A 19,729-nucleotide genomic window follows, 5' to 3' on the forward strand; every position below is an offset into this window, starting at 1 on the left:
AATTCCTTGTCGGGTAAGTTCCGACCTGCACGAATGGTGCAACGATCTGGATACTGTCTCAGCCATGAGCTCGGTGAAATTGTAGTATCGGTGAAGATGCCGATTACCCGCAGCGGGACGAAAAGACCCCGTGAACCTTTACTATAGCTTCGTATTGACTTTGGATAAGTAATGTGTAGGATAGGTCGGAGACTTTGAAGCAGTGTCGCTAGGCGCTGTGGAGTCAACCTTGAAATACGACCCTTTGCTTATCTAGAGCCTAACTCAGCGATGAGAACAGTGCGTGGTGGGTAGTTTGACTGGGGTGGTCGCCTCCAAAAGAGTAACGGAGGCTTCTAAAGGTTCCCTCAGCACGCTTGGTAACCGTGCGTAGAGTGCAATGGCATAAGGGAGCTTGACTGAGAGACATACAGGTCGATCAGGTACGAAAGTAGAGCATAGTGATCCGGTGGTTCCGCATGGAAGGGCCATCGCTCAAAGGATAAAAGGTACTCCGGGGATAACAGGCTGATCTCCCCCAAGAGCTCACATCGACGGGGGGGTTTGGCACCTCGATGTCGGCTCGTCACATCCTGGGGCTGGAGAAGGTCCCAAGGGTTGGGCTGTTCGCCCATTAAAGTGGCACGCGAGCTGGGTTCAGAACGTCGTGAGACAGTTCGGTCTCTATCTGCTGTGGGCGTTAGAAATTTGAGTGGATCTGACTTTAGTACGAGAGGACCGAGTTGGACGAACCTCTAGTGTATCTGTTGTCTCGCCAGGGGCACTGCAGAGTAGCTACGTTCGGAAGGGATAAGCGCTGAAAGCATATAAGCGCGAAACCCACCACAAGATGAGATTTCTTTAAAGGGTCGTTGAAGATGACAACGTTGATAGGCTATAAGTGTAAGTGCAGTAATGTATGTAGCTGAGTAGTACTAATAACCCATAGGCTTATGTACGTACTTCCCCTCTTAATGAGGGGAAGACAACTCTTTTGATTATTTAAAATACCATTTTACTAATATGTTAACTTATACAGTTGAAATATACTGAAACAACTTAAGGTGATTATAGCAATGGGGCTCACCTCTTACCATTCCGAACAGAGAAGTTAAGCCCATTAGCGCCGATGGTACTGCCACTGGTGGGAGAGTAGGTCGTCGCCTTTCTTTTAAACAAAAATCCGATTAGTTTTTTACTAATCGGATTTTTTGTTTTTTAATATTTATTATAAATATTAAAATAGATATTATTAAATTTTTCCTAGTTTATAAATATGGTATTAAGCTTATTTATCTGATCTTTTAAGAAAATATAATAAAGAATCTATAAAATATGATTAAGCTGAGTGTAACAGTTTTTGAAAGCTATTGTAGATATATAACTCGTAATTGATATTATTAATGGCTAATCTAGGATAATTATTTAGTTTTCTTGATAAAACCTTTGGTTGTTTGTAATTGCTTGTTATTTAGCTGCTTGTCTAGTGTCTTATTAAATTGTTGTTTAATCTATAAAACCATTTTTAATAAGCTTTATAAGTAGCAATAAATTAATAGTCAAACTGATAATTAAAAATTCTCTTTTTTTTTAGAAAACTTTATGTATATTTGCACACTGTTTTTACAGGGTAAATTATGTCTTGTAATAACGTAATTAAATAATTTTTAACTGGTTTCAGGTTTAATAGCTACGTTTTCGTAGGGACAATAGAAGTTATTAAATACCAAAACCACAAATCAAATCAATATGTATACAGATCCAATCGCGGATTTTCTTACTCGAGTGAGAAATGCTATTTCAGCTGGTCACAGAGTTGTAGAAGTTCCTGCTTCAAAATTGAAGAAGGAAATGACCAAGATTTTGTTCGATCAAGGTTACATTTTAAGTTATCAATTTAATGATGATTCTGTTCAAGGTTCTATCAAGATAGCTTTAAAGTACGATCGTTTAACAAAAGAGCCGGTTATTAGAAAAATTCAGAGAGTATCTACACCAGGTTTACGTAAGTATGTTGGTGCTAAAGAGATGCCGAGAGTTTTAAACGGTCTAGGAATTGCAATTGTTTCAACTTCTAAAGGTGTGATGACAAACAAGAAAGCACGACAAGAGAATGTTGGAGGAGAGGTACTTTGTTACGTTTACTAATTTAAACATTTTGTAAAATGAGTAGAATAGGTAAAAGCCCAATCACATTACCACAAGGTGTTGAAGTAAAAGTAAACGATAACGTGGTTACAGTAAAAGGTAAGTTAGGAGAGTTAAGTCAAAAGTTAACTTCTGATGTTACTTTAAAGATTGAAGATGGAACTTTAACATTAGAAAGACCATCAGATAGTAAAGAACATAAAGCTGCACATGGTTTATACCGAGCTTTAATCAGTAACATGGTTGAAGGTGTAAGTAAAGGTTATACTAAGGAGTTAGAGTTAGTAGGAGTAGGTTATAGAGCATCTAATCAAGGACAAAAATTAGATTTAGCTTTAGGATTTTCTCATAACATTGTTTTAGAGTTAGCACCAGAAGTAAAGGTTGAGACAGTATCTGAAAAAGGTAAAAATCCAATCGTAAAATTAACTTCTCATGATAAACAGTTAGTTGGTCAGGTAGCGGCAAAGATACGTTCTTTCCGTAAGCCAGAACCATATAAAGGTAAGGGAGTTAAGTTTGTTGGTGAAGTAATTAGAAGAAAAGCAGGTAAATCTGCATAATATTAGTGTTATGGCATTATCAAAACTTGAAAGAAGACAACGTATAAAGTATAGAATTAGAAAAGATATTACAGGAACAGCTGTTAAACCAAGGTTATCAGTTTTCAGGAGTAATAAAGAAATCTATGCTCAAATAATTAATGATGTAGACGGTGTTACATTAGCATCTGCTTCATCTAGAGATAAAGAAATTGCATCTGGTTCTAAAGCAGAATCTGCTGCTGCAGTTGGAAAAGCAATTGCTGAAAAAGCTGTAAAAGCAGGGATTGAATCTATTGCTTTCGATAGAAATGGTTACTTATATCATGGGCGTGTGAAAGTATTAGCTGACGCTGCAAGAGAAGCTGGTTTAAAATTTTAAGAAATTATATTATGTTAGGATATAAAAACGCAGAAAGAGTAAAACCAAGCGGATTAGAGCTTGTTGATAGATTAGTAGGGGTACAACGTGTTACTAAGGTTACTAAAGGAGGTAGAGCATTTGGTTTCTCTGCTATAGTAGTAGTAGGTGATGGTAAAGGTGTTGTAGGACATGGATTAGGTAAGTCTAAAGATGTTTCTTCTGCAATAGCTAAAGCTGTAGAAGATGCAAAGAAAAATTTAGTTCGTATTCCGCTTTTAAATGGAACTTTACCTCACGAACAAAAAGGTAAATTCGGTGGAGCTAAGGTTTTTATTAAACCAGCTTCAAATGGTACCGGAGTTATTGCAGGTGGTGCTGTGCGTGCAGTATTAGAATCAGTAGGAGTACATGATGTATTATCTAAGTCTCAAGGATCATCAAATCCTCATAACGTAGTAAAAGCAACTTTTGATGCTTTATTACAATTGCGTAGTGCAGAGACTGTAGCTAGACAAAGAGGTATTTCTTTAGATAAAGTTTTTAACGGTTAAAAATTAAGACGATGAGTAAGATTAGAGTTACACAAGTAAAAAGTCAAATAGGTCGCCTTAAGAATCAAAAGAGAACGTTAGAGGCGTTAGGGTTAAAAAGAATTAATCATACTGTTGAGCACGACGCGTCTGCTACAATTTTAGGAATGGTTAATAAAGTTCAACACTTAGTTTCTGTAGAAGAAATTAAATAAGAAGATAATTAAAATGGGTTTACATAACTTAAAACCAGCAGCTGGATCAACTAAGAGCGGAAAGAGAATCGCTCGTGGAGAAGGATCTGGACATGGTGGTACCTCTACAAGAGGACATAAAGGAGCTAAATCTCGTTCTGGATACTCTCGTAAAATCGGATTTGAAGGAGGGCAAATGCCACTTCAAAGACGTGTGCCTAAGTTTGGATTTACTAACATCAACCGTAAGGAATATGTTGGAGTTAACTTAGATAGATTACAAGAGTTAGTAGATAACGGTAGAATTACTGATACAGTAAATATGGAAGTTTTAGTTCAAAATAGATTAGCACGTAAAAATGATCTTGTGAAGATTTTAGGACGTGGTGAATTAAAAGCTAAATTAAATATTACTGTACACAAATTTACTGCAACAGCAAAAGCGGCTATCGAAGCAGCTGGAGGTGAAGCAGTAACTTTATAATCCCTGTTAAAAGATGAAGTTTATAAACACTTTAAGAGACATTTTTAAGATTGAAGAGTTAAAAGATAAGTTACTTTTAACTATAGGTTTAATCGCTGTATATCGATTTATGGCTGCAGTTCCTTTACCAGGAATTGATCCAACTCAGTTAGCAGCTTTAAAAGATCAAGCAGGAGGTGGACTCTTAGGTTTATTAAATGCATTTACAGGAGGGGCATTTGCTAGAGCATCTGTAATGGCGCTTGGTATTATGCCTTACATTTCTGCATCGATTGTAGTTCAGTTAATGGGAATAGCTGTTCCGTATTTACAAAAACTACAAAAAGATGGAGAGAGTGGACGTAAGAAAATTACACAAATTACTCGTTGGTTAACAATACTAATTACTTTAGTACAAGGACCAACATATATTACGGCAATTAAAACTCAATTTGGGTTACCAGAATCTGCTTTCTTAGTTGGTGGTGCTACTTTTTGGGTTTCATCAATGATTTTACTAACTGCAGGTACAATTTTCGCCATGTGGTTAGGTGAAAGAATTACAGATAAAGGAGTTGGTAATGGTATCTCTCTTTTGATTACTGTAGGTATCATCGCAAATTTCCCAGCCGCTTTTATGCAAGAGTTTATTGCTAAAACTACTAATGCTGGAGGTGGTGGTATAATGATGATTTTAATTGAAGTATTAGTGTGGTTTGTTGTAATATTATTAACTGTACTACTTGTTACAGCGGTTCGTAAGATTGCTGTTCAATATGCTAGAAGAACAGCTATAGCAGACATTAAAGACGTAGAGGGAGCTAGACAATATATTCCTTTAAAGTTAAATGCTGCAGGTGTAATGCCAATCATCTTCGCACAAGCAATTATGTTTTTACCAATGACTTTAGGTCAGAAATATCCAACTTTAGCTAGTTTAGCTGATATTAATGGGTTATGGTATAATGTAATCTTTGCATTATTAATTATAATATTTAGTTATTTCTACACAGCGATAACTATACCAACAAATAAAATGGCAGAAGATTTAAAGAGAAGTAATGGTTTTGTACCAGGCTATAAGCCAGGTGAAGAAACAGCAAATCATTTAGATTCTGTTTTATCAAAAATTACTTTTCCTGGATCTTTATTTTTAGCAGGTTTATCAATTTTACCAGCTATAGCAGCTAAGTTTGGAATTACTCAAAACTGGGCGTTATTTTATGGAGGTACTTCATTAATAATTATGGTAGGTGTTGCAATAGATACTATTCAGCAAATTAATTCATATTTATTAAACAGTCGTTACGACGGTTTAATGAAAACAGGTAATACTAATAGAAAATCATTAAAGTAATTATGGCTAAGCAACCAGCAATTCAACAAGACGGAACCATTACGGAGGCATTATCCAATGCAATGTTCCGTGTAGAATTAGAGAATGGACATATTGTTACAGCACACATTTCTGGGAAAATGCGTATGCATTATATTAAACTTTTACCTGGAGATAAGGTGAAGTTAGAAATGAGTCCTTATGATTTAACTAAGGCAAGAATTACTTACAGATATTAAAAAAACACACTGATGAAAGTAAGAGCATCATTAAAGAAAAGAAGTGCCGACTGTAAAATTGTACGCAGAAAAGGCAGACTATATGTAATTAACAAAAAGAATCCTAGATTTAAACAAAGACAAGGTTAGTTATGGCAAGAATCGCAGGTATTGATATTCCAAAGAATAAGAGAGGTGTAATCGCTTTAACATACATCTTTGGTATAGGAAGAAGCAGAGCTAAAGAAGTTTTAGCTGAAGCAAAAATAGACGAAAGTATTAAAGTTCAAGATTGGAACGATGATCAAATTGCAGCTATTCGTGAGCAAGTAGGAAAGTACACTATTGAGGGTGAATTACGTTCTGAGGTTCAATTAAACATTAAACGTTTAATGGATATAGGTTGTCAAAGAGGAATCCGTCACAGATTAGGGTTACCTTTAAGAGGACAAAGAACTAAGAACAACTCTCGTACTAGAAAAGGTAAGAGAAAAACTGTAGCAAACAAGAAAAAATAATCATTAGATTATTTTTACTAAACTAGTAAAGAATCATGGCAAAATCTAAAGTAACTAAGAAACGTAAAGTAGTAATTGAGTCTACAGGTGAGGCTCACATCACTGCATCGTTCAATAACATTATCATCTCTTTAACTAACAAAAAGGGAGATGTAATTTCATGGTCTTCTGCAGGTAAGATGGGATTTAGAGGGTCTAAGAAAAATACACCTTATGCAGCTCAGTTAGCTGCTGAGAACTGTGCTGAAGTTGCTAAAGAAGCAGGTTTACGCAAAGTAAAAGTGTATGTTAAAGGACCAGGTAATGGTAGAGAATCAGCTATCAGATCTATCCATAATTCAGGTATTGAGGTTACAGAAATTATTGATGTAACTCCAATTCCACACAATGGATGTCGTCCACCTAAAAGAAGAAGAGTATAATTATATTTTAACAAAGCAGGAAATTTGATTGTCGAAGGAGTAAGCCTTAATTCACAATCCCTGTTTAAATTTTAAGAAATGGCAAGATATACAGGACCAAAAACTAAAATCGCTCGTAAATTTGGTGAAGCGATCTTCGGAGATGATAAAAACTTCGAAAAAAGAAACTATCCTCCAGGGCAACACGGTAATGGTAAACGTAGAGGAAAAAAATCAGAATATGCTGTACAGTTAATGGAAAAGCAAAAAGCTAAGTATACTTACGGTATCTTAGAACGTCAATTCCGTAACTTATTCAAAAAAGCTCAAGCTTCTGGTGGTATTACTGGTGAGGTTTTATTACAATTATGTGAATCTCGTTTAGATAATACTGTTTTCCGTCTAGGAATAGCTACTTCTCGTAGTGCTGCTCGTCAGTTAGTTTCTCACCGCCACATTACAGTTAACGGAGATATTGTTAATATTCCTTCATACAGATTAAAAGCTGGAGATGTTATTGCTGTAAGAGAAAAGTCTAAATCTTTAGACGTTATCGAAAATGCATTAGCTTCAAATAGCGCTGTATACGAGTGGTTAACTTGGAATGCAGAACAAAAATCTGGAACTTTTGTAAAGGCTCCAGAAAGATTACAGATTCCTGAAAACATTAAGGAGCAGTTAATCGTAGAATTATATTCTAAATAATAAATTAATTATAACCATATTGGTATCCAGCCAAAGGGTCCGTTTGTTCTTCTTCAAACTTACGGACCGCGCAACTGGGTAACAATTAAAAAGAAGAAAAATAAATGGCGATTTTAAATTTTCAAAAGCCCGATAAAGTAATCATGATCGAATCTACTGATTTTAAGGGTAGATTTGAATTCAGACCGCTAGAACCAGGTTTTGGTCTAACTGTTGGTAATGCTTTAAGAAGAGTATTATTATCATCTTTAGAAGGATTTGCAATTACATCTTTAAGAGTAGATGGAGTAGATCACGAGTTTTCTACTATAACTGGTGTTGTAGAAGATGTAACTGAAATGATTTTAAATTTAAAACAAGTACGTTTTAAGAAGCAAATCGAAGAATCAGATAGAGAAACAGTTACTATTGCAATCTCAGGTCAAGAGCAGTTAACTGCTGGAGATTTACAGAAATTTATTTCTGGTTTTCAAGTGTTAAATCCAGATTTAGTGATCTGTAATATGGATAAATCTGTAAAGATTAATGCAGAGATTACAATTGAAAAAGGTAGAGGATTTGTACCAGCAGAAGAAAACAAGAAATCAGGAGCTCCATTAGGAACAATTTTTACTGATTCAATCTTTACACCAATTAAAAATGTAAAGTATGCAGTTGAAAATTTCCGTGTTGAGCAAAAAACTGATTACGAAAAATTAGTTTTCGATATTGATACAGATGGATCTATCAATCCAAAAGATGCTTTAACAGAGGCAGCTAAGATTTTAATTCACCACTTCATGTTATTCTCTGATGAAAGAATAACTTTAGAGGCTGATGAAATCGCACAAACTGAATCTTACGATGAAGAATCGCTTCACATGCGTCAGTTATTAAAGACGAAATTAGTAGATATGGATTTATCTGTTCGTGCTTTAAACTGTCTAAAAGCTGCAGAAGTAGATACATTAGGAGATTTAGTATCATTCAATAAGAGTGATTTAATGAAGTTCAGAAACTTTGGTAAAAAATCATTAACAGAATTAGAAGAGTTAGTGAACAATAAAGGCTTAAGCTTCGGAATGGATTTATCAAAATATAAATTAGATAGAGATTAAATTAATCAAGGTTAGCATATTTTGCTCCTCTAAAATGAGTTGAGCAAGATGTTAATCTAAAACTAAACGTCATGAGACACGGAAAAAAAGTTAACCATTTAGGTAGAAAAACTGCGCATAGAAAAGCTATGTTAGCTAATATGGCATGTTCTTTAATCGAGCATAAGCGTATTAACACTACTGAAGCAAAGGCAAAAGCATTACGTAAGTTTGTTGAGCCTTTAATAACTAAAGCTAAAGCTGAGAATAACGGTACAGAAGAAAAAAATATGCACAATCGTCGTGTAGTATTTAGTTACTTAAGAAATAAGTATGCTGTTACTGAGTTATTTAAAGAAGTAGCCGTTAAAGTAGCAGATAGACCTGGTGGTTACGTTAGAATTATCAAATTAGGAAATCGTCAAGGAGATAATGCCCCTATGGCTATGGTAGAATTAGTTGATTACAACGAATTATACAACCCTAACGGTAAGAAAGCTAAGAAGACAACTCGTCGTAGTCGTCGTGGTGGTGCTAAAAAAGTAGAATCAACACCAGTAGCAGATGTTGAAGCTTCACAAGAAGAAGAATAAGATGTCTGGTGATTTGAAATAATATAAAAGGATAAACTATTAAGTTTATCCTTTTTTTTATATATTATTGAAAATTAAAAAATTAACCTTATGAAAAGACTAATCTTCATTTTATCAATCTTTGTTTCTAAGTGTGTCTATTCTCAAAATTTACCATCTTTAGAAATTTTATCTCCAAGCAATCAGCTTACCAATCAGGTAAGCAATAAAGGAAGGGACAATGGAAATCTTATTAAAGGAAGTGTTTATTTAAAAGAGAATTGGGCAAATAAACTAACAGTAAAAAGTAAAACTGGTAAAATTTATGAATTCGACAATACAAATTTTAATGTAAAAGAAAATTTATTTGTCGTAAATAAAGGTTTTCAATCTTATTTCAAAGTTGACGATTCTAAGGCCAAAGAGATTTACTTAAATGGAATTCAATTTGTAAAAGTAAATGGAACTTATTATGAAGTTATTACTGTAGTAAACAATTCAATGATTGTTAAGTTTCATAAATTAACTGTTTTGAAAGGACAAGTAAATCCTTTTTCAAAAGAAAAAGTAGGGAATGATAAATATAAAATTAATAGTACTTATCATATTGTCGAAAATAATATAGTTAATAAATTTAAATTGAAATCCAAAAAGGTTTTAAATTTAATGGATGGAGATAAAGCAAAGAAAGTAAAAAAATACGCTAAGGATAATTCTTTATCATTTAAAAAAGAAAATGAATTAAAAAAGATTATTAAGTTCTATGCTTCAATATAATAATTGATCAATACTTTTGGATACCAAATAAATATTTGAATTTGATTTTAGAGTTAACATATAATTATCAACAACAAAATAATCTTAAAGAAAGCAATAAACAGTTATTACCTTTTTTAAAAAAGAAAGGTGTTTTAATTAATTTATTAATAAAATATTGTAAAATTTAAATTTTTATAAAAAGGATTAACAATTGTGTTTGTCCTTTTTTTTTAAACTATTTTTGACAAACTTTTTTAACATGAAATACACAACTAGAAAGAAAGCTCTTGTTTTATTAGCAGATGGAACAATTTTTTACGGTAAATCTATTGGTATAGAAGGAACAGTTACTGGAGAAATTTGTTTTAACACAGGAATGACAGGTTATCAAGAGATTTTTACTGATCCTTCTTATTACGGTCAATTAATGGTAGCAACGAATGCTCACATAGGTAACTATGGGGTTAATGACGAGGAAGTTGAGTCTGAAGGAATCAAAATTTCTGGATTAATTTGTAGAAACTTCAGTTTTGAACATTCTAGAGTAGATTCTGATGGAAACTTAAAAGATTGGTTTGAAAAGCATAATTTAGTTGCAATTTCTGATGTAGACACAAGAGCATTAGTGTCTTATATTAGAGAGAACGGAGCTATGAATGCTATCATCTCAACAGATGTAGATAACATCGACAAACTTAAAGAAGAATTAGCTAGTGTTCCTAACATGGAAGGGCTTGAGTTAGCTTCTAAAGTTTCAACAAAAGAGCCATATTTTGTTGGAGATGAAAATGCTTCAATTAAAATCGCAGCTTTAGATATTGGAATTAAAAAGAATATTTTAAGAAATTTAGCTAAGAGAGATGCTTATATTAAAGTGTTTCCTTACAATGCTAAGTTTTCAGAATTACAAGATTGGAATCCAGATGGATATTTTATCTCAAACGGTCCTGGAGATCCAGAACCTTTAATTGATGCACAAAACGTAGCAAAAGAGATAATAGAAAAAAATCTACCTTTATTTGGTATTTGTTTAGGACATCAGGTAATTGCTTTAGCTAACGGTATTTCAACATATAAAATGCATAACGGGCATAGAGGTATTAACCACCCAGTAAAAAATTTAATTACAAGTAAAGGAGAAATAACTTCTCAGAATCATGGTTTTGCTATTAATAGAGAAGAAACTGAAGCGCATGAAGATGTTGAAATTACACATGTTCATTTAAATGATAATACTGTAGCAGGTATTAGAATGAAGAATAAGAATGTGTTTTCTGTTCAATATCACCCAGAAGCAAGCCCTGGACCACATGATTCAGAATACTTATTTGATCAATTCATTGAAAATATTAAAAAAGTTAAGTAATTGATTTTATGAAAAGGTATGTAGTAGTAATACAAGAGTCAGTAAGAGATTTTTTTATGTACTATCAAAGTAAATGTAAAAGAAAAATTGTAAGTCTGAGTCTTTTAAAATTCAAAGATGTTGCTAATGCTACCAATTTAGAAATAATAAAATCATTTAAAAATATTTCAGTTAAGAAACGTATGAGTTGTGTATAACTCATACGTTTCATATTATACAGAAATATAAAAGTTAAGTTCTGTTTAAGATGAATAGTAGTAGATTTGTTTTTGAGCTAACTAAAAAAGAAGATTATGTATTTTTAGTAGAAAATGAATCAGTTAAACTTTTATGGAATTTACTAAAAATAAATACTGTTTAAAATCAGAATGACATCGTAAAACTACCTTATTAGATTCAAGGTAGCTAGCTGTTTCAGGATAAAACGATTTCGTAGAAAATAATTAAAAATCAACCTAAAATACTGTAGCATTTGTAAATTAGCTACAGCCAAAAAATAAATAAAAATATAAAAGATGAGTATTATTATCAATATCCACGCACGTCAAATTTTTGATTCTAGAGGAAATCCTACAGTAGAAGTAGATGTAACTACTGAAAACGGAGTGTTAGGTAGAGCAGCTGTGCCTTCAGGGGCTTCAACAGGAGAACATGAAGCAGTTGAGTTGCGTGATGGAGGAGATGATTATATGGGAAAAGGGGTTACCAAAGCTGTTGAAAATGTAAATACTATCATAGCTCAAGAATTATTAGGAGTTTCTGTTTTCGAACAAAACTTAATCGATAAAATGATGATTGATTTAGATGGCACACCAAATAAATCAAAATTAGGAGCTAATGCAATTCTTGGAGTTTCTTTAGCTGTAGCTAAAGCAGCAGCAAACGAATTAGGAATGCCTTTATATAGATATATTGGAGGAGTAAGCGCAAATACTTTACCAGTTCCTATGATGAATATCATCAATGGAGGATCACATTCAGATGCTCCTATTGCTTTTCAAGAATTTATGGTAATGCCGGTAAAAGCAGCAAACTTTACCGATGCAATGAAAATGGGATCTGAAATTTTTCATAACTTAAAGAAAGTATTACATAATAGAAATTTATCCACAGCAGTTGGAGATGAAGGCGGTTTTGCACCAACATTAGAAGGTACAGAAGATGCTTTAGATACGATTGCTTTAGCTGTTAAAAATGCTGGATATAAATTAGGTGACGAGATAATGATAGCCTTAGATTGTGCTTCTGCTGAGTTCTATGTAGATGGGAAATATGATTACACAAAATTTGAAGGCGATAAAGGAAAAGTTAGAACAAGTAAAGAACAAGCAGATTATTTAGCTGAGTTAACAGAAAAGTATCCTATTATTTCTATAGAAGATGGAATGGATGAGAATGATTGGGATGGATGGAAGTATTTAACTGAAAAAGTTGGAGATAAAGTTCAATTAGTTGGAGATGATTTATTTGTAACTAATGTAGAACGTTTATCTAGAGGAATTGAAAATGGTATAGCGAATTCAATTTTAATTAAAGTAAATCAAATAGGTACTTTAACTGAAACAATCGCAGCTGTTAATATGGCACATAATGCAGGATACACATCTGTTATGAGTCACCGTTCTGGAGAAACTGAAGATAATACTATTGCAGATTTAGCTGTAGCTTTAAATACAGGCCAAATAAAAACAGGTTCAGCCTCAAGATCAGATCGTATGGCTAAATATAATCAGTTATTAAGAATTGAGGAGCAATTAGATGATGTAGCTTATTATCCGCAGAAAAAAGCATTTAAGATTTAAAAATATTAGATCGTATTTAATTTAAAGCCTCGTTTTTCGAGGCTTTTTTCATGAAATAATAATAAGTTAAAGTAACTTAAAAATTATCATTTTTTTACTATAATTTTAATGTAATGTTTATTTAGTTTTTTAGACTAAAAAACAATCACGAACCATTTTTTTTAAAAAAAAGAAATAAAAAAAACTTATTGTTTGAACATATAAAATCTATAGATGAAGATTTTTTAAATACTTTAAAAAATGGTATCTTCGTGCATCATTTCAATTATTAATAAATTAAAATAGAAAATGGCAGAAATAGCGAAATTACAAATTGGCGAAAACACCTATGAATTTCCGTTAATAAAAGGGACGGAAGATGAAGTTGCAATAGATATTAAAACATTAAGAGGAGCTACAGGAGGAGTCATTACTATAGATCCAGGTTTTAAAAATACGGGGTCTTGTCAAAGTGCTATTACATTTTTAAACGGAGAAGAAGGAGTATTAAGATATAGAGGTTATTCAATTGAAGAGCTAGCAGAAAAAGCTGATTTTTTAGAAGTAGCTTATTTATTAATTTTTGGAGAATTACCAACCCAAGAACAATTAGATAAATTCTATAATGATATTTTAGATAATGCAATCGTAGATGATGATGTTAAAAAGATTATAGATGCATTTCCTAAGAATGCACATCCAATGGGGTTGTTATCTTCTTTAACTTCTGCTTTAACTGCATTTAACCCTTCTTCAGTAAACGTAGATTCAGAAGAAGAAATGTATAATGCAATAGTTAAGATAATGGGGAAATTCCCAGTGTTAGTATCTTGGTCTATGCGTAAAATAAATGGACTTCCATTAAACTATGGGTCACGTAAGTTAGGTTATGTTGAAAACATTATGAAAATGATGTTTGAAAAACCAAATGAAGATTATGAAATCAATCCAATAGTAAAAGATGCTTTAGATAAATTATTAATCTTACATGCAGATCACGAACAAAATTGTTCTACTTCTACAGTAAGAGTGGTAGGTTCTTCTCATGCTGGATTATTCGCTTCTATATCTGCTGGGATTTCTGCACTATGGGGACCATTACATGGAGGAGCAAATCAGGCAGTTTTAGAAATGTTAGAAGCTATTAAAGCTGATGGAGGAGATACTAAAAAATACATGGCTAAGGCTAAAGACAAAGAAGATCCTTTCCGTTTAATGGGATTCGGACATAGAGTATATAAAAACTTTGATCCAAGAGCAAAGATTATTAAGGTTGCTGCTGATGAGGTATTAGATGATTTAGGAGTTGAAGACCCAGTATTAGATATAGCTAAAGGATTAGAGCAAGAAGCATTAAGCGATGATTATTTCGTAAAAAGAAAGTTGTATCCAAATGTAGATTTTTATTCTGGAATTATTTATAGAGCAATGGGAATACCTGTAGAAATGTTTACTGTAATGTTTGCTTTAGGTCGTTTGCCAGGTTGGATAGCTCAATGGAGAGAAATGCGTTTGCGTAAAGAGCCAATCGGTCGCCCTCGTCAAGTTTATACAGGTGAGAATTACCGTCCTTTCGTAAAAATCAATAAAAGATAACGAGAATTAAAATGATATAATGTCATTCTGAAGTTTAACTCAGAATGACATTTTTTTTGAATTAATATTATATTTTTAAATACTGATTAAATTCAGAAAATATGAAAGACATAAAATTAATTAAGAATAGGTCAGATATAGGTGCAGGAACACGTGGTTCAGATATGGGAATAGACGCAATTGAAATTGCAGCTATTAATAAAGAGAATGATTACTTTAATAGATACGAATTTGAAGATGTAAAAACAGAAAATGAATCCATCTATAATAAAGTTAACAATTCATTTGGTAAGCAAATAGAAAGTGTTTTTAATCAATGTAAGAGATTAAGTAATCATGTGAAAGTTAATTTACAAGAAGGAAGATTTCCTATCGTTTTATCAGGAGATCATTCCTCAGCGTTAGGAACGATAAGTGGTGTTAAAGCTGCATATCCAACCAAAAGAGTTGGAGTAGTTTGGATTGATGCTCATGGTGATTTACATACTCCATATACTTCTCCTTCAGGGAATACTCATGGAATGCCTTTAGGAGCTGCTATAAATGATGATAATTTAGATTGTCAGGTTAATGAAATTGACCGTGAAACTGCTGAGTACTGGGATCGTATGAAAAACATTGCGATCGTTGGGCAAAAAGTTATACCAGAAGATATAGTTTTTTTTGGAGTTCGTGATACAGAAGAACCAGAAGATAAACAAATTGAAAAGTATGGTATTAAGAATTATAAAGTTGCTGAAGTACGTTATAGAGGTTTAAGCGTATGTGTAGAGGAAGCACTTCAAAAACTCGATAATTGCGACGTTATTTATGTGTCGTTTGATGTTGATGCAATGGATTGTGATATGATTTCTTATGGGACTGGTACACCAGTTTCAAAAGGATTTGATGATAAAGAAATTATAAAAATTATTAATGGACTTTTAGATAGTGAAAAGGTAGTTTGCGTAGAGTTTGTTGAGGTAAATCCTTTGTTAGATTTTAAAGGGAACAAAATGGCAGAAACTGCATTTGATATTTTAAATGAAGTTACTAAAAAAATAGAGAGTTTATAAAATTAAAACTTTTACATTTTTTAATTAGGCTATCCGTATTTTCAGATAGCCTAATTTACTTTTATACATGAATCCAGTGGTTTCCATTCCAAACAAACTCTTTCCCGTTTGCAGGTTTAGGTTGATGTGATCTAAAAACACCTGGATTAATGTTTTGACATCCCTCATTTTTAAGGTAATTAGTAACATCAATTGTAAATTGATTTGCCTGATGATGATTGTGATCATCCTGTCTGCCAAAACATAAACTATCGCCAGGGCCATTGTAAGTGAAATTTTGTACGTTATAATTTGCCATAATATTGAATTTTAAATACCTACTCATAAGGCTTTTCGGTTTGTCGCCTTCTATATTTTTTATAGAAAATTCTAAATGATTTATTTTTTATAATTATGATTTTTAAAGAGATATAGATTCGTCAAATTGAAGGATAAATCCTAACTCTTCTCGAGTCCTATATTGTTCGCCATATCGAAATTGAACACGTAGATAAATACCTGTAGTCATCCTGCATAGTTGTAATTTTCCTAAATCACCATTTAAATATATCCCCTCTATAGTAAACTTTGTATTTAGTTGAGGAGGTTCAATAGTTTCATCTATAGGAATAGGAATATCGTACCAAATATTAGTTTTATTGAGCTGTACAGTGTTAGAAATTCCATTAGGATCTTTTGTGTAGTCTGTTAAAATAGCAGTAACTGTATCTAGTTTATTAGAATCATTATAGCTTGCAGTAGCTTCTATTTTAATACCGTTGTAAGGAATTTGATCATTATTTCTTTGTTTCCAATCACCAGAGTACCATGTTTTTTTTGTTATAGTATCCATTATTAATTTTTTATGTTTTATGCGAATAAGAAAATTCAGTATTACTGATTAATATTTTCTAAATGAAAATTAAAGGGTGTAGCATTATTATCAGGTCCTGCTCCTGTCATTACAATATTTGCACTTGTAATTCCAAATAAATTAATTGAAGTAGTAATTTGAGAAATCATTTCAGAATTCATTATTTCTCCTTCTTCAACTTGCGAAACAACTCCAATGTAAATGATAGGACGAAATTCAAAGACAGCTTTTTGCCCAGGAGCTACTCCAGTTTTTTTAGCTAGTAATTTTCCATCTTTATAACAATTAACGTCAATAGAGCCATTGGCTAAATTATTTAAAATTTCTACTTCATTTGTGTTTACTACAGGAGTTGAAGATAATCGTAAAATATCACCAGAAGTATCTTTTATCATCTCAAAAGCTTGTCCATTAAAAGCTTGTAATTTTGGAGTGTAATTTCCATAAGAATCGCTTACAGAGATGTTAAATTTTAAAGGAAAAATAAAAGGATGATTATTCAATCTGTCACAGTTTTTAATAACTTTCCAAGCAATAGCAATTTCATCAAAATTTTGAGCGATGTTATTTTGAAAAATAACCACTTGACTATTATTAGTATTGTTAGATTTATTAATAAAATTTAGAGAAATATTATCCGTCATTTTTTTGATATTAAGATTATTGGTACTTATAAAGTTATTTTATTAATGAATGGATAATTAAAAGAGTGTAATGAGAGAGTTAAAAAAAAGTACGAGTGTAAAGATTTAAACCAAGAAAGTTAGTTAATGATGTTTTGAGAAAAAATAAACCATTATATTTGTTCATATTAAACTTTAGGAGTAGCTAGGTTACTAGTTTGAGAAATATCCTTAGAACCTGATTTGGTTAACACCAACGTAGGGAAAAGTTATCTTAACTTTAGTGTACATATATCTATTATTTATGTGTACAACTTCTATTTCTAGAGTTTACTTTAATTAGTTTTATATGATAACTGTAAAAGTAAACGACACAAGCAAAACATTTTCAAAAGAAACCACTATAGATAGAATGATTGAAACGTTACAAATTCAATCTAACGGAATTGCTATAGCTATAAACAACTCTATTATAAAAAAGTCTGATTGGGAAAAACATACATTGTCCGAAAATGACAATGTATTAATTATAAGATCTACCCAAGGTGGATAAACTAACAATAAAACAAACATCTCTCATAATGAAGAAAAAAGATACGGCTCCAAAGCAAGATGGAATTACAAGGAAACCTTTTCCAAATTCTACAAAGATTTATGTAAAAGGTAAATTACATCCTCAAATTAACGTTGCAATGCGTGAAATTTCATTGAATGATACTGTAGATTCAATGACTAAAACTCGTACTCCAAATGAACCAGTAACTGTTTATGATACTTCAGGACCATATACCGATCCAGAAAAAGAAATCAATATTCATAATGGTTTAGAGCGTATTCGTGAGCAATGGATTTTAGATAGAAGAAATGTAGAGCAGTTAGATAAATTCAGTTCAGAATACTGTAACGAACGTTTAAATGATAAAAGCCTAGATCATTTAAGATTTAATCATTTAAATAAGCCGTATAGAGCTAAGGAAGGAAAAAATGTAACACAGTTACATTATGCAAAACAAGGAATGATTACTCCAGAAATGGAATATGTTGCAATTCGTGAAAATCAGCGTATAGACGAAATGACACGTTTAGCGAAACAACATCCAGGTCAAGATTTCGGTGCTAGTATTCCAGAAAAAATTACTCCAGAATTTGTAAGAGAAGAAATCGCTAGAGGTAGAGCGGTAATTCCTTCTAACATAAATCACCCAGAAGCAGAACCTATGATTTTAGGTCGTAACTTCTTAGTGAAAATCAATGCAAATATTGGTAATTCGGCAACAACATCTTCAATCGAAGAAGAAGTAGAAAAAGCTGTTTGGGCTTGTCGTTGGGGAGCAGATAATATTATGGATTTATCTACAGGGAAAAATATTCACGAAACACGTGAGTGGATTATCCGTAATTCACCAGTGCCAATTGGAACTGTGCCAATTTACCAAGCATTAGAAAAAGTAAATGGTGTTGCCGAAGATTTAACATGGGAAATTTTTAGAGATACATTAATTGAACAAGCAGAACAAGGTGTAGATTATTTTACAATTCACGCTGGAGTTCGTTTAGCTTATGTTCCAATGACTGCAAAACGTATTACAGGAATTGTTTCTCGTGGAGGCTCAATTATGGCAAAATGGTGTTTAGCACATCATAAAGAAAGTTTCTTATACACACATTTCGAAGAGATTTGTGAAATCATGAAAGCTTATGATGTGGCATTCTCTTTAGGAGATGGTTTACGTCCAGGTTGTATTGCAGACGCAAATGATGAAGCGCAGTTTGCAGAATTAGAAACTTTAGGTGAGTTAACTAAAATCGCTTGGAAACACGAAGTACAGTGTTTCATTGAAGGTCCAGGTCACGTGCCAATGCATATGATTAAAGCCAATATGGATAAGCAATTAGAAGCTTGTGGTGAAGCTCCTTTTTATACATTAGGACCATTAACTACCGATATTGCTCCAGGTTACGATCATATTACATCAGGAATTGGAGCAGCAATGATTGGTTGGTATGGTACTGCAATGTTATGTTATGTAACACCAAAAGAGCATTTAGGTTTACCAAATAAAGATGATGTAAGAACTGGCGTAGTAACGTATAAATTGGCAGCGCATGCTGCTGACTTAGCGAAAGGACATCCTGGAGCACAACATAGAGATGATGCGTTAAGTAAAGCTCGTTTTGAATTCCGTTGGGAAGATCAGTTTAACTTAAGTTTAGATCCAGAATTAGCTAGAGAATATCACGACGAAACGTTACCAGCTGAAGGTGCTAAAATTGCACATTTCTGTTCTATGTGTGGACCGAAATTTTGTTCAATGAAGATTTCTCAAGAAGTTAGAGATTATGCTGCTCAAAAAGATTTAGAAGCTGAAAATGCAATTGCAGAAGGAATGAAAGAAAAATCTGAAGAATTCAAGCAAAAAGGTTCAGAAGTATACTTATAAGAATTACGAATTTTTGATTGTCATTACTAGGAGGGAACGACGATGTAATCTGTTTTTTGAATAAAAGATTGTTTTATTCCATTCGTAATGCATATTTTAAATTTGATATTGTAATAATGTTTGTCAGTTCGAGTGGTTTTTCGAAGAGAAAAGAAGAAAAAATGTATCGAGAACAAACGAATATTTCTCGATATAAATTTCACTCATTT

The 19,729-nt window shown here is 32.5% G+C and carries 24 protein-coding genes, 2 rRNA genes and 1 riboswitch (1 of these 27 cut by a window edge); of the genes, 23 read left to right on the top strand and 3 right to left on the bottom strand.

All coding sequences use genetic code 11. The annotated features are described in order from the left end of the window. From AC2TEO_RS14425 to AC2TEO_RS14525, 21 genes are all read left to right on the top strand, one after another. A 23S ribosomal RNA gene (locus AC2TEO_RS14425) occupies positions 1-938 on the top strand; it begins 1,846 nt to the left of the window's first position. A 101-nt stretch (positions 939-1,039) separates the two neighbouring features. Further along, positions 1,040-1,148: ribosomal RNA gene (gene rrf, locus AC2TEO_RS14430) — 5S ribosomal RNA — on the top strand. Positions 1,149-1,728: 580 nt separating this feature from the next. After that, positions 1,729-2,127: a 30S ribosomal protein S8 gene (rpsH, locus tag AC2TEO_RS14435; RefSeq protein WP_442265491.1), complete on the top strand. Its 399-nt coding sequence runs from the start codon at positions 1,729-1,731 to the stop codon at positions 2,125-2,127. Between the two features lie 17 nt (positions 2,128-2,144). After that, the gene (rplF, locus tag AC2TEO_RS14440) at positions 2,145-2,690 is read left to right on the top strand and encodes a 50S ribosomal protein L6 (RefSeq protein ID WP_442265492.1); all 546 of its coding nucleotides are present in this window, start codon (positions 2,145-2,147) and stop codon (positions 2,688-2,690) included. Positions 2,691-2,700: 10 nt separating this feature from the next. Beyond that, positions 2,701-3,051, top strand: coding sequence for a 50S ribosomal protein L18 (rplR, locus tag AC2TEO_RS14445; RefSeq protein WP_095074014.1), 351 nt, complete (start codon positions 2,701-2,703; stop codon positions 3,049-3,051). 11 nt (positions 3,052-3,062) lie between these two features. After that, positions 3,063-3,584 (top strand): 30S ribosomal protein S5, encoded by a 522-nt coding sequence (rpsE, locus tag AC2TEO_RS14450; protein ID WP_394341865.1) that lies wholly within the window; start codon positions 3,063-3,065, stop codon positions 3,582-3,584. An 11-nt stretch (positions 3,585-3,595) separates the two neighbouring features. Continuing rightward, positions 3,596-3,778, top strand: a complete 183-nt coding sequence (gene rpmD / locus AC2TEO_RS14455; protein ID WP_095074011.1) for a 50S ribosomal protein L30 — start codon at positions 3,596-3,598, stop codon at positions 3,776-3,778. 13 nt (positions 3,779-3,791) lie between these two features. After that, entirely contained in the window at positions 3,792-4,241 is a 450-nt protein-coding gene (gene rplO, locus AC2TEO_RS14460; RefSeq protein ID WP_299675234.1) for a 50S ribosomal protein L15, read from the top strand. Positions 4,242-4,254: 13 nt separating this feature from the next. Beyond that, the gene (secY, locus tag AC2TEO_RS14465) at positions 4,255-5,577 is read left to right on the top strand and encodes a preprotein translocase subunit SecY (protein WP_442265493.1); all 1,323 of its coding nucleotides are present in this window, start codon (positions 4,255-4,257) and stop codon (positions 5,575-5,577) included. A 2-nt stretch (positions 5,578-5,579) separates the two neighbouring features. Beyond that, entirely contained in the window at positions 5,580-5,795 is a 216-nt protein-coding gene (infA, locus tag AC2TEO_RS14470) for a translation initiation factor IF-1 (RefSeq protein WP_068206835.1), read from the top strand. Positions 5,796-5,807: 12 nt separating this feature from the next. Beyond that, on the top strand, positions 5,808-5,924 hold the full coding sequence (gene ykgO, locus AC2TEO_RS14475; protein WP_010181906.1) for a type B 50S ribosomal protein L36: 117 nt from the start codon (positions 5,808-5,810) through the stop codon (positions 5,922-5,924). Between the two features lie 2 nt (positions 5,925-5,926). Further along, positions 5,927-6,292 (top strand): 30S ribosomal protein S13, encoded by a 366-nt coding sequence (gene rpsM / locus AC2TEO_RS14480; RefSeq protein ID WP_442265494.1) that lies wholly within the window; start codon positions 5,927-5,929, stop codon positions 6,290-6,292. 35 nt (positions 6,293-6,327) lie between these two features. Then, complete coding sequence (gene rpsK / locus AC2TEO_RS14485) at positions 6,328-6,714, top strand: 30S ribosomal protein S11 (protein WP_095074006.1); 387 nt, start codon at positions 6,328-6,330, stop codon at positions 6,712-6,714. 78 nt (positions 6,715-6,792) lie between these two features. After that, entirely contained in the window at positions 6,793-7,398 is a 606-nt protein-coding gene (gene rpsD / locus AC2TEO_RS14490; RefSeq protein ID WP_442265495.1) for a 30S ribosomal protein S4, read from the top strand. Positions 7,399-7,502: 104 nt separating this feature from the next. After that, entirely contained in the window at positions 7,503-8,495 is a 993-nt protein-coding gene (locus tag AC2TEO_RS14495) for a DNA-directed RNA polymerase subunit alpha (RefSeq protein WP_442265496.1), read from the top strand. Between the two features lie 71 nt (positions 8,496-8,566). Next, on the top strand, positions 8,567-9,067 hold the full coding sequence (gene rplQ, locus AC2TEO_RS14500; RefSeq protein WP_442265497.1) for a 50S ribosomal protein L17: 501 nt from the start codon (positions 8,567-8,569) through the stop codon (positions 9,065-9,067). Between the two features lie 90 nt (positions 9,068-9,157). Beyond that, positions 9,158-9,823 (top strand): hypothetical protein, encoded by a 666-nt coding sequence (locus AC2TEO_RS14505; protein ID WP_442265498.1) that lies wholly within the window; start codon positions 9,158-9,160, stop codon positions 9,821-9,823. Positions 9,824-10,064: 241 nt separating this feature from the next. After that, positions 10,065-11,171 (top strand): glutamine-hydrolyzing carbamoyl-phosphate synthase small subunit, encoded by a 1,107-nt coding sequence (gene carA, locus AC2TEO_RS14510; protein WP_442265499.1) that lies wholly within the window; start codon positions 10,065-10,067, stop codon positions 11,169-11,171. Between the two features lie 515 nt (positions 11,172-11,686). Beyond that, positions 11,687-12,973, top strand: a complete 1,287-nt coding sequence (gene eno, locus AC2TEO_RS14515) for a phosphopyruvate hydratase (protein ID WP_442265500.1) — start codon at positions 11,687-11,689, stop codon at positions 12,971-12,973. A gap of 288 nt (positions 12,974-13,261) precedes the next feature. Continuing rightward, on the top strand, positions 13,262-14,548 hold the full coding sequence (locus AC2TEO_RS14520) for a citrate synthase (protein ID WP_442265501.1): 1,287 nt from the start codon (positions 13,262-13,264) through the stop codon (positions 14,546-14,548). A 101-nt stretch (positions 14,549-14,649) separates the two neighbouring features. Further along, positions 14,650-15,603, top strand: coding sequence for an arginase (locus AC2TEO_RS14525; protein WP_442265502.1), 954 nt, complete (start codon positions 14,650-14,652; stop codon positions 15,601-15,603). A 61-nt stretch (positions 15,604-15,664) separates the two neighbouring features. Here AC2TEO_RS14525 and AC2TEO_RS14530 read toward each other — a convergent pair whose 3' ends face one another. From AC2TEO_RS14530 to AC2TEO_RS14540, 3 genes are all read right to left on the bottom strand, one after another. Further along, on the bottom strand, positions 15,665-15,928 hold the full coding sequence (locus AC2TEO_RS14530; RefSeq protein WP_442265503.1) for a hypothetical protein: 264 nt from the start codon (positions 15,926-15,928) through the stop codon (positions 15,665-15,667). Between the two features lie 75 nt (positions 15,929-16,003). Next, entirely contained in the window at positions 16,004-16,435 is a 432-nt protein-coding gene (locus AC2TEO_RS14535; RefSeq protein WP_442265504.1) for a hypothetical protein, read from the bottom strand. A 41-nt stretch (positions 16,436-16,476) separates the two neighbouring features. Further along, positions 16,477-17,100, bottom strand: a complete 624-nt coding sequence (locus AC2TEO_RS14540; protein WP_442265505.1) for a hypothetical protein — start codon at positions 17,098-17,100, stop codon at positions 16,477-16,479. Positions 17,101-17,266: 166 nt separating this feature from the next. Continuing rightward, positions 17,267-17,361, top strand: a riboswitch (TPP riboswitch). 67 nt (positions 17,362-17,428) lie between these two features. Between AC2TEO_RS14540 and thiS the strand changes: the two genes are divergently transcribed. After that, entirely contained in the window at positions 17,429-17,632 is a 204-nt protein-coding gene (gene thiS, locus AC2TEO_RS14545; protein ID WP_442265506.1) for a sulfur carrier protein ThiS, read from the top strand. Positions 17,633-17,660: 28 nt separating this feature from the next. Beyond that, entirely contained in the window at positions 17,661-19,520 is a 1,860-nt protein-coding gene (gene thiC / locus AC2TEO_RS14550) for a phosphomethylpyrimidine synthase ThiC (protein WP_442265507.1), read from the top strand. Positions 19,521-19,729 lie beyond the last annotated feature (209 nt).

The organism is Tenacibaculum aquaeponti (assembly GCF_057221555.1).

Bases quoted from the DNA above. Each gene is read 5' to 3' on its own strand.
- rpsH (WP_442265491.1), top strand. From the start codon at position 1,729: ATGTATACAGATCCAATCGCGGATTTTCTTACTCGAGTGAGAAATGCT.
- rplF (WP_442265492.1), top strand. From the start codon at position 2,145: ATGAGTAGAATAGGTAAAAGCCCAATCACATTACCACAAGGTGTTGAA.
- rplR (WP_095074014.1), top strand. From the start codon at position 2,701: ATGGCATTATCAAAACTTGAAAGAAGACAACGTATAAAGTATAGAATT.
- rpsE (WP_394341865.1), top strand. From the start codon at position 3,063: ATGTTAGGATATAAAAACGCAGAAAGAGTAAAACCAAGCGGATTAGAG.
- rpmD (WP_095074011.1), top strand. From the start codon at position 3,596: ATGAGTAAGATTAGAGTTACACAAGTAAAAAGTCAAATAGGTCGCCTT.
- rplO (WP_299675234.1), top strand. From the start codon at position 3,792: ATGGGTTTACATAACTTAAAACCAGCAGCTGGATCAACTAAGAGCGGA.
- secY (WP_442265493.1), top strand. From the start codon at position 4,255: ATGAAGTTTATAAACACTTTAAGAGACATTTTTAAGATTGAAGAGTTA.
- infA (WP_068206835.1), top strand. From the start codon at position 5,580: ATGGCTAAGCAACCAGCAATTCAACAAGACGGAACCATTACGGAGGCA.
- ykgO (WP_010181906.1), top strand. From the start codon at position 5,808: ATGAAAGTAAGAGCATCATTAAAGAAAAGAAGTGCCGACTGTAAAATT.
- rpsM (WP_442265494.1), top strand. From the start codon at position 5,927: ATGGCAAGAATCGCAGGTATTGATATTCCAAAGAATAAGAGAGGTGTA.
- rpsK (WP_095074006.1), top strand. From the start codon at position 6,328: ATGGCAAAATCTAAAGTAACTAAGAAACGTAAAGTAGTAATTGAGTCT.
- rpsD (WP_442265495.1), top strand. From the start codon at position 6,793: ATGGCAAGATATACAGGACCAAAAACTAAAATCGCTCGTAAATTTGGT.
- AC2TEO_RS14495 (WP_442265496.1), top strand. From the start codon at position 7,503: ATGGCGATTTTAAATTTTCAAAAGCCCGATAAAGTAATCATGATCGAA.
- rplQ (WP_442265497.1), top strand. From the start codon at position 8,567: ATGAGACACGGAAAAAAAGTTAACCATTTAGGTAGAAAAACTGCGCAT.
- AC2TEO_RS14505 (WP_442265498.1), top strand. From the start codon at position 9,158: ATGAAAAGACTAATCTTCATTTTATCAATCTTTGTTTCTAAGTGTGTC.
- carA (WP_442265499.1), top strand. From the start codon at position 10,065: ATGAAATACACAACTAGAAAGAAAGCTCTTGTTTTATTAGCAGATGGA.
- eno (WP_442265500.1), top strand. From the start codon at position 11,687: ATGAGTATTATTATCAATATCCACGCACGTCAAATTTTTGATTCTAGA.
- AC2TEO_RS14520 (WP_442265501.1), top strand. From the start codon at position 13,262: ATGGCAGAAATAGCGAAATTACAAATTGGCGAAAACACCTATGAATTT.
- AC2TEO_RS14525 (WP_442265502.1), top strand. From the start codon at position 14,650: ATGAAAGACATAAAATTAATTAAGAATAGGTCAGATATAGGTGCAGGA.
- AC2TEO_RS14530 (WP_442265503.1), bottom strand. From the start codon at position 15,928: ATGAGTAGGTATTTAAAATTCAATATTATGGCAAATTATAACGTACAA.
- AC2TEO_RS14535 (WP_442265504.1), bottom strand. From the start codon at position 16,435: ATGGATACTATAACAAAAAAAACATGGTACTCTGGTGATTGGAAACAA.
- AC2TEO_RS14540 (WP_442265505.1), bottom strand. From the start codon at position 17,100: ATGACGGATAATATTTCTCTAAATTTTATTAATAAATCTAACAATACT.
- thiS (WP_442265506.1), top strand. From the start codon at position 17,429: ATGATAACTGTAAAAGTAAACGACACAAGCAAAACATTTTCAAAAGAA.
- thiC (WP_442265507.1), top strand. From the start codon at position 17,661: ATGAAGAAAAAAGATACGGCTCCAAAGCAAGATGGAATTACAAGGAAA.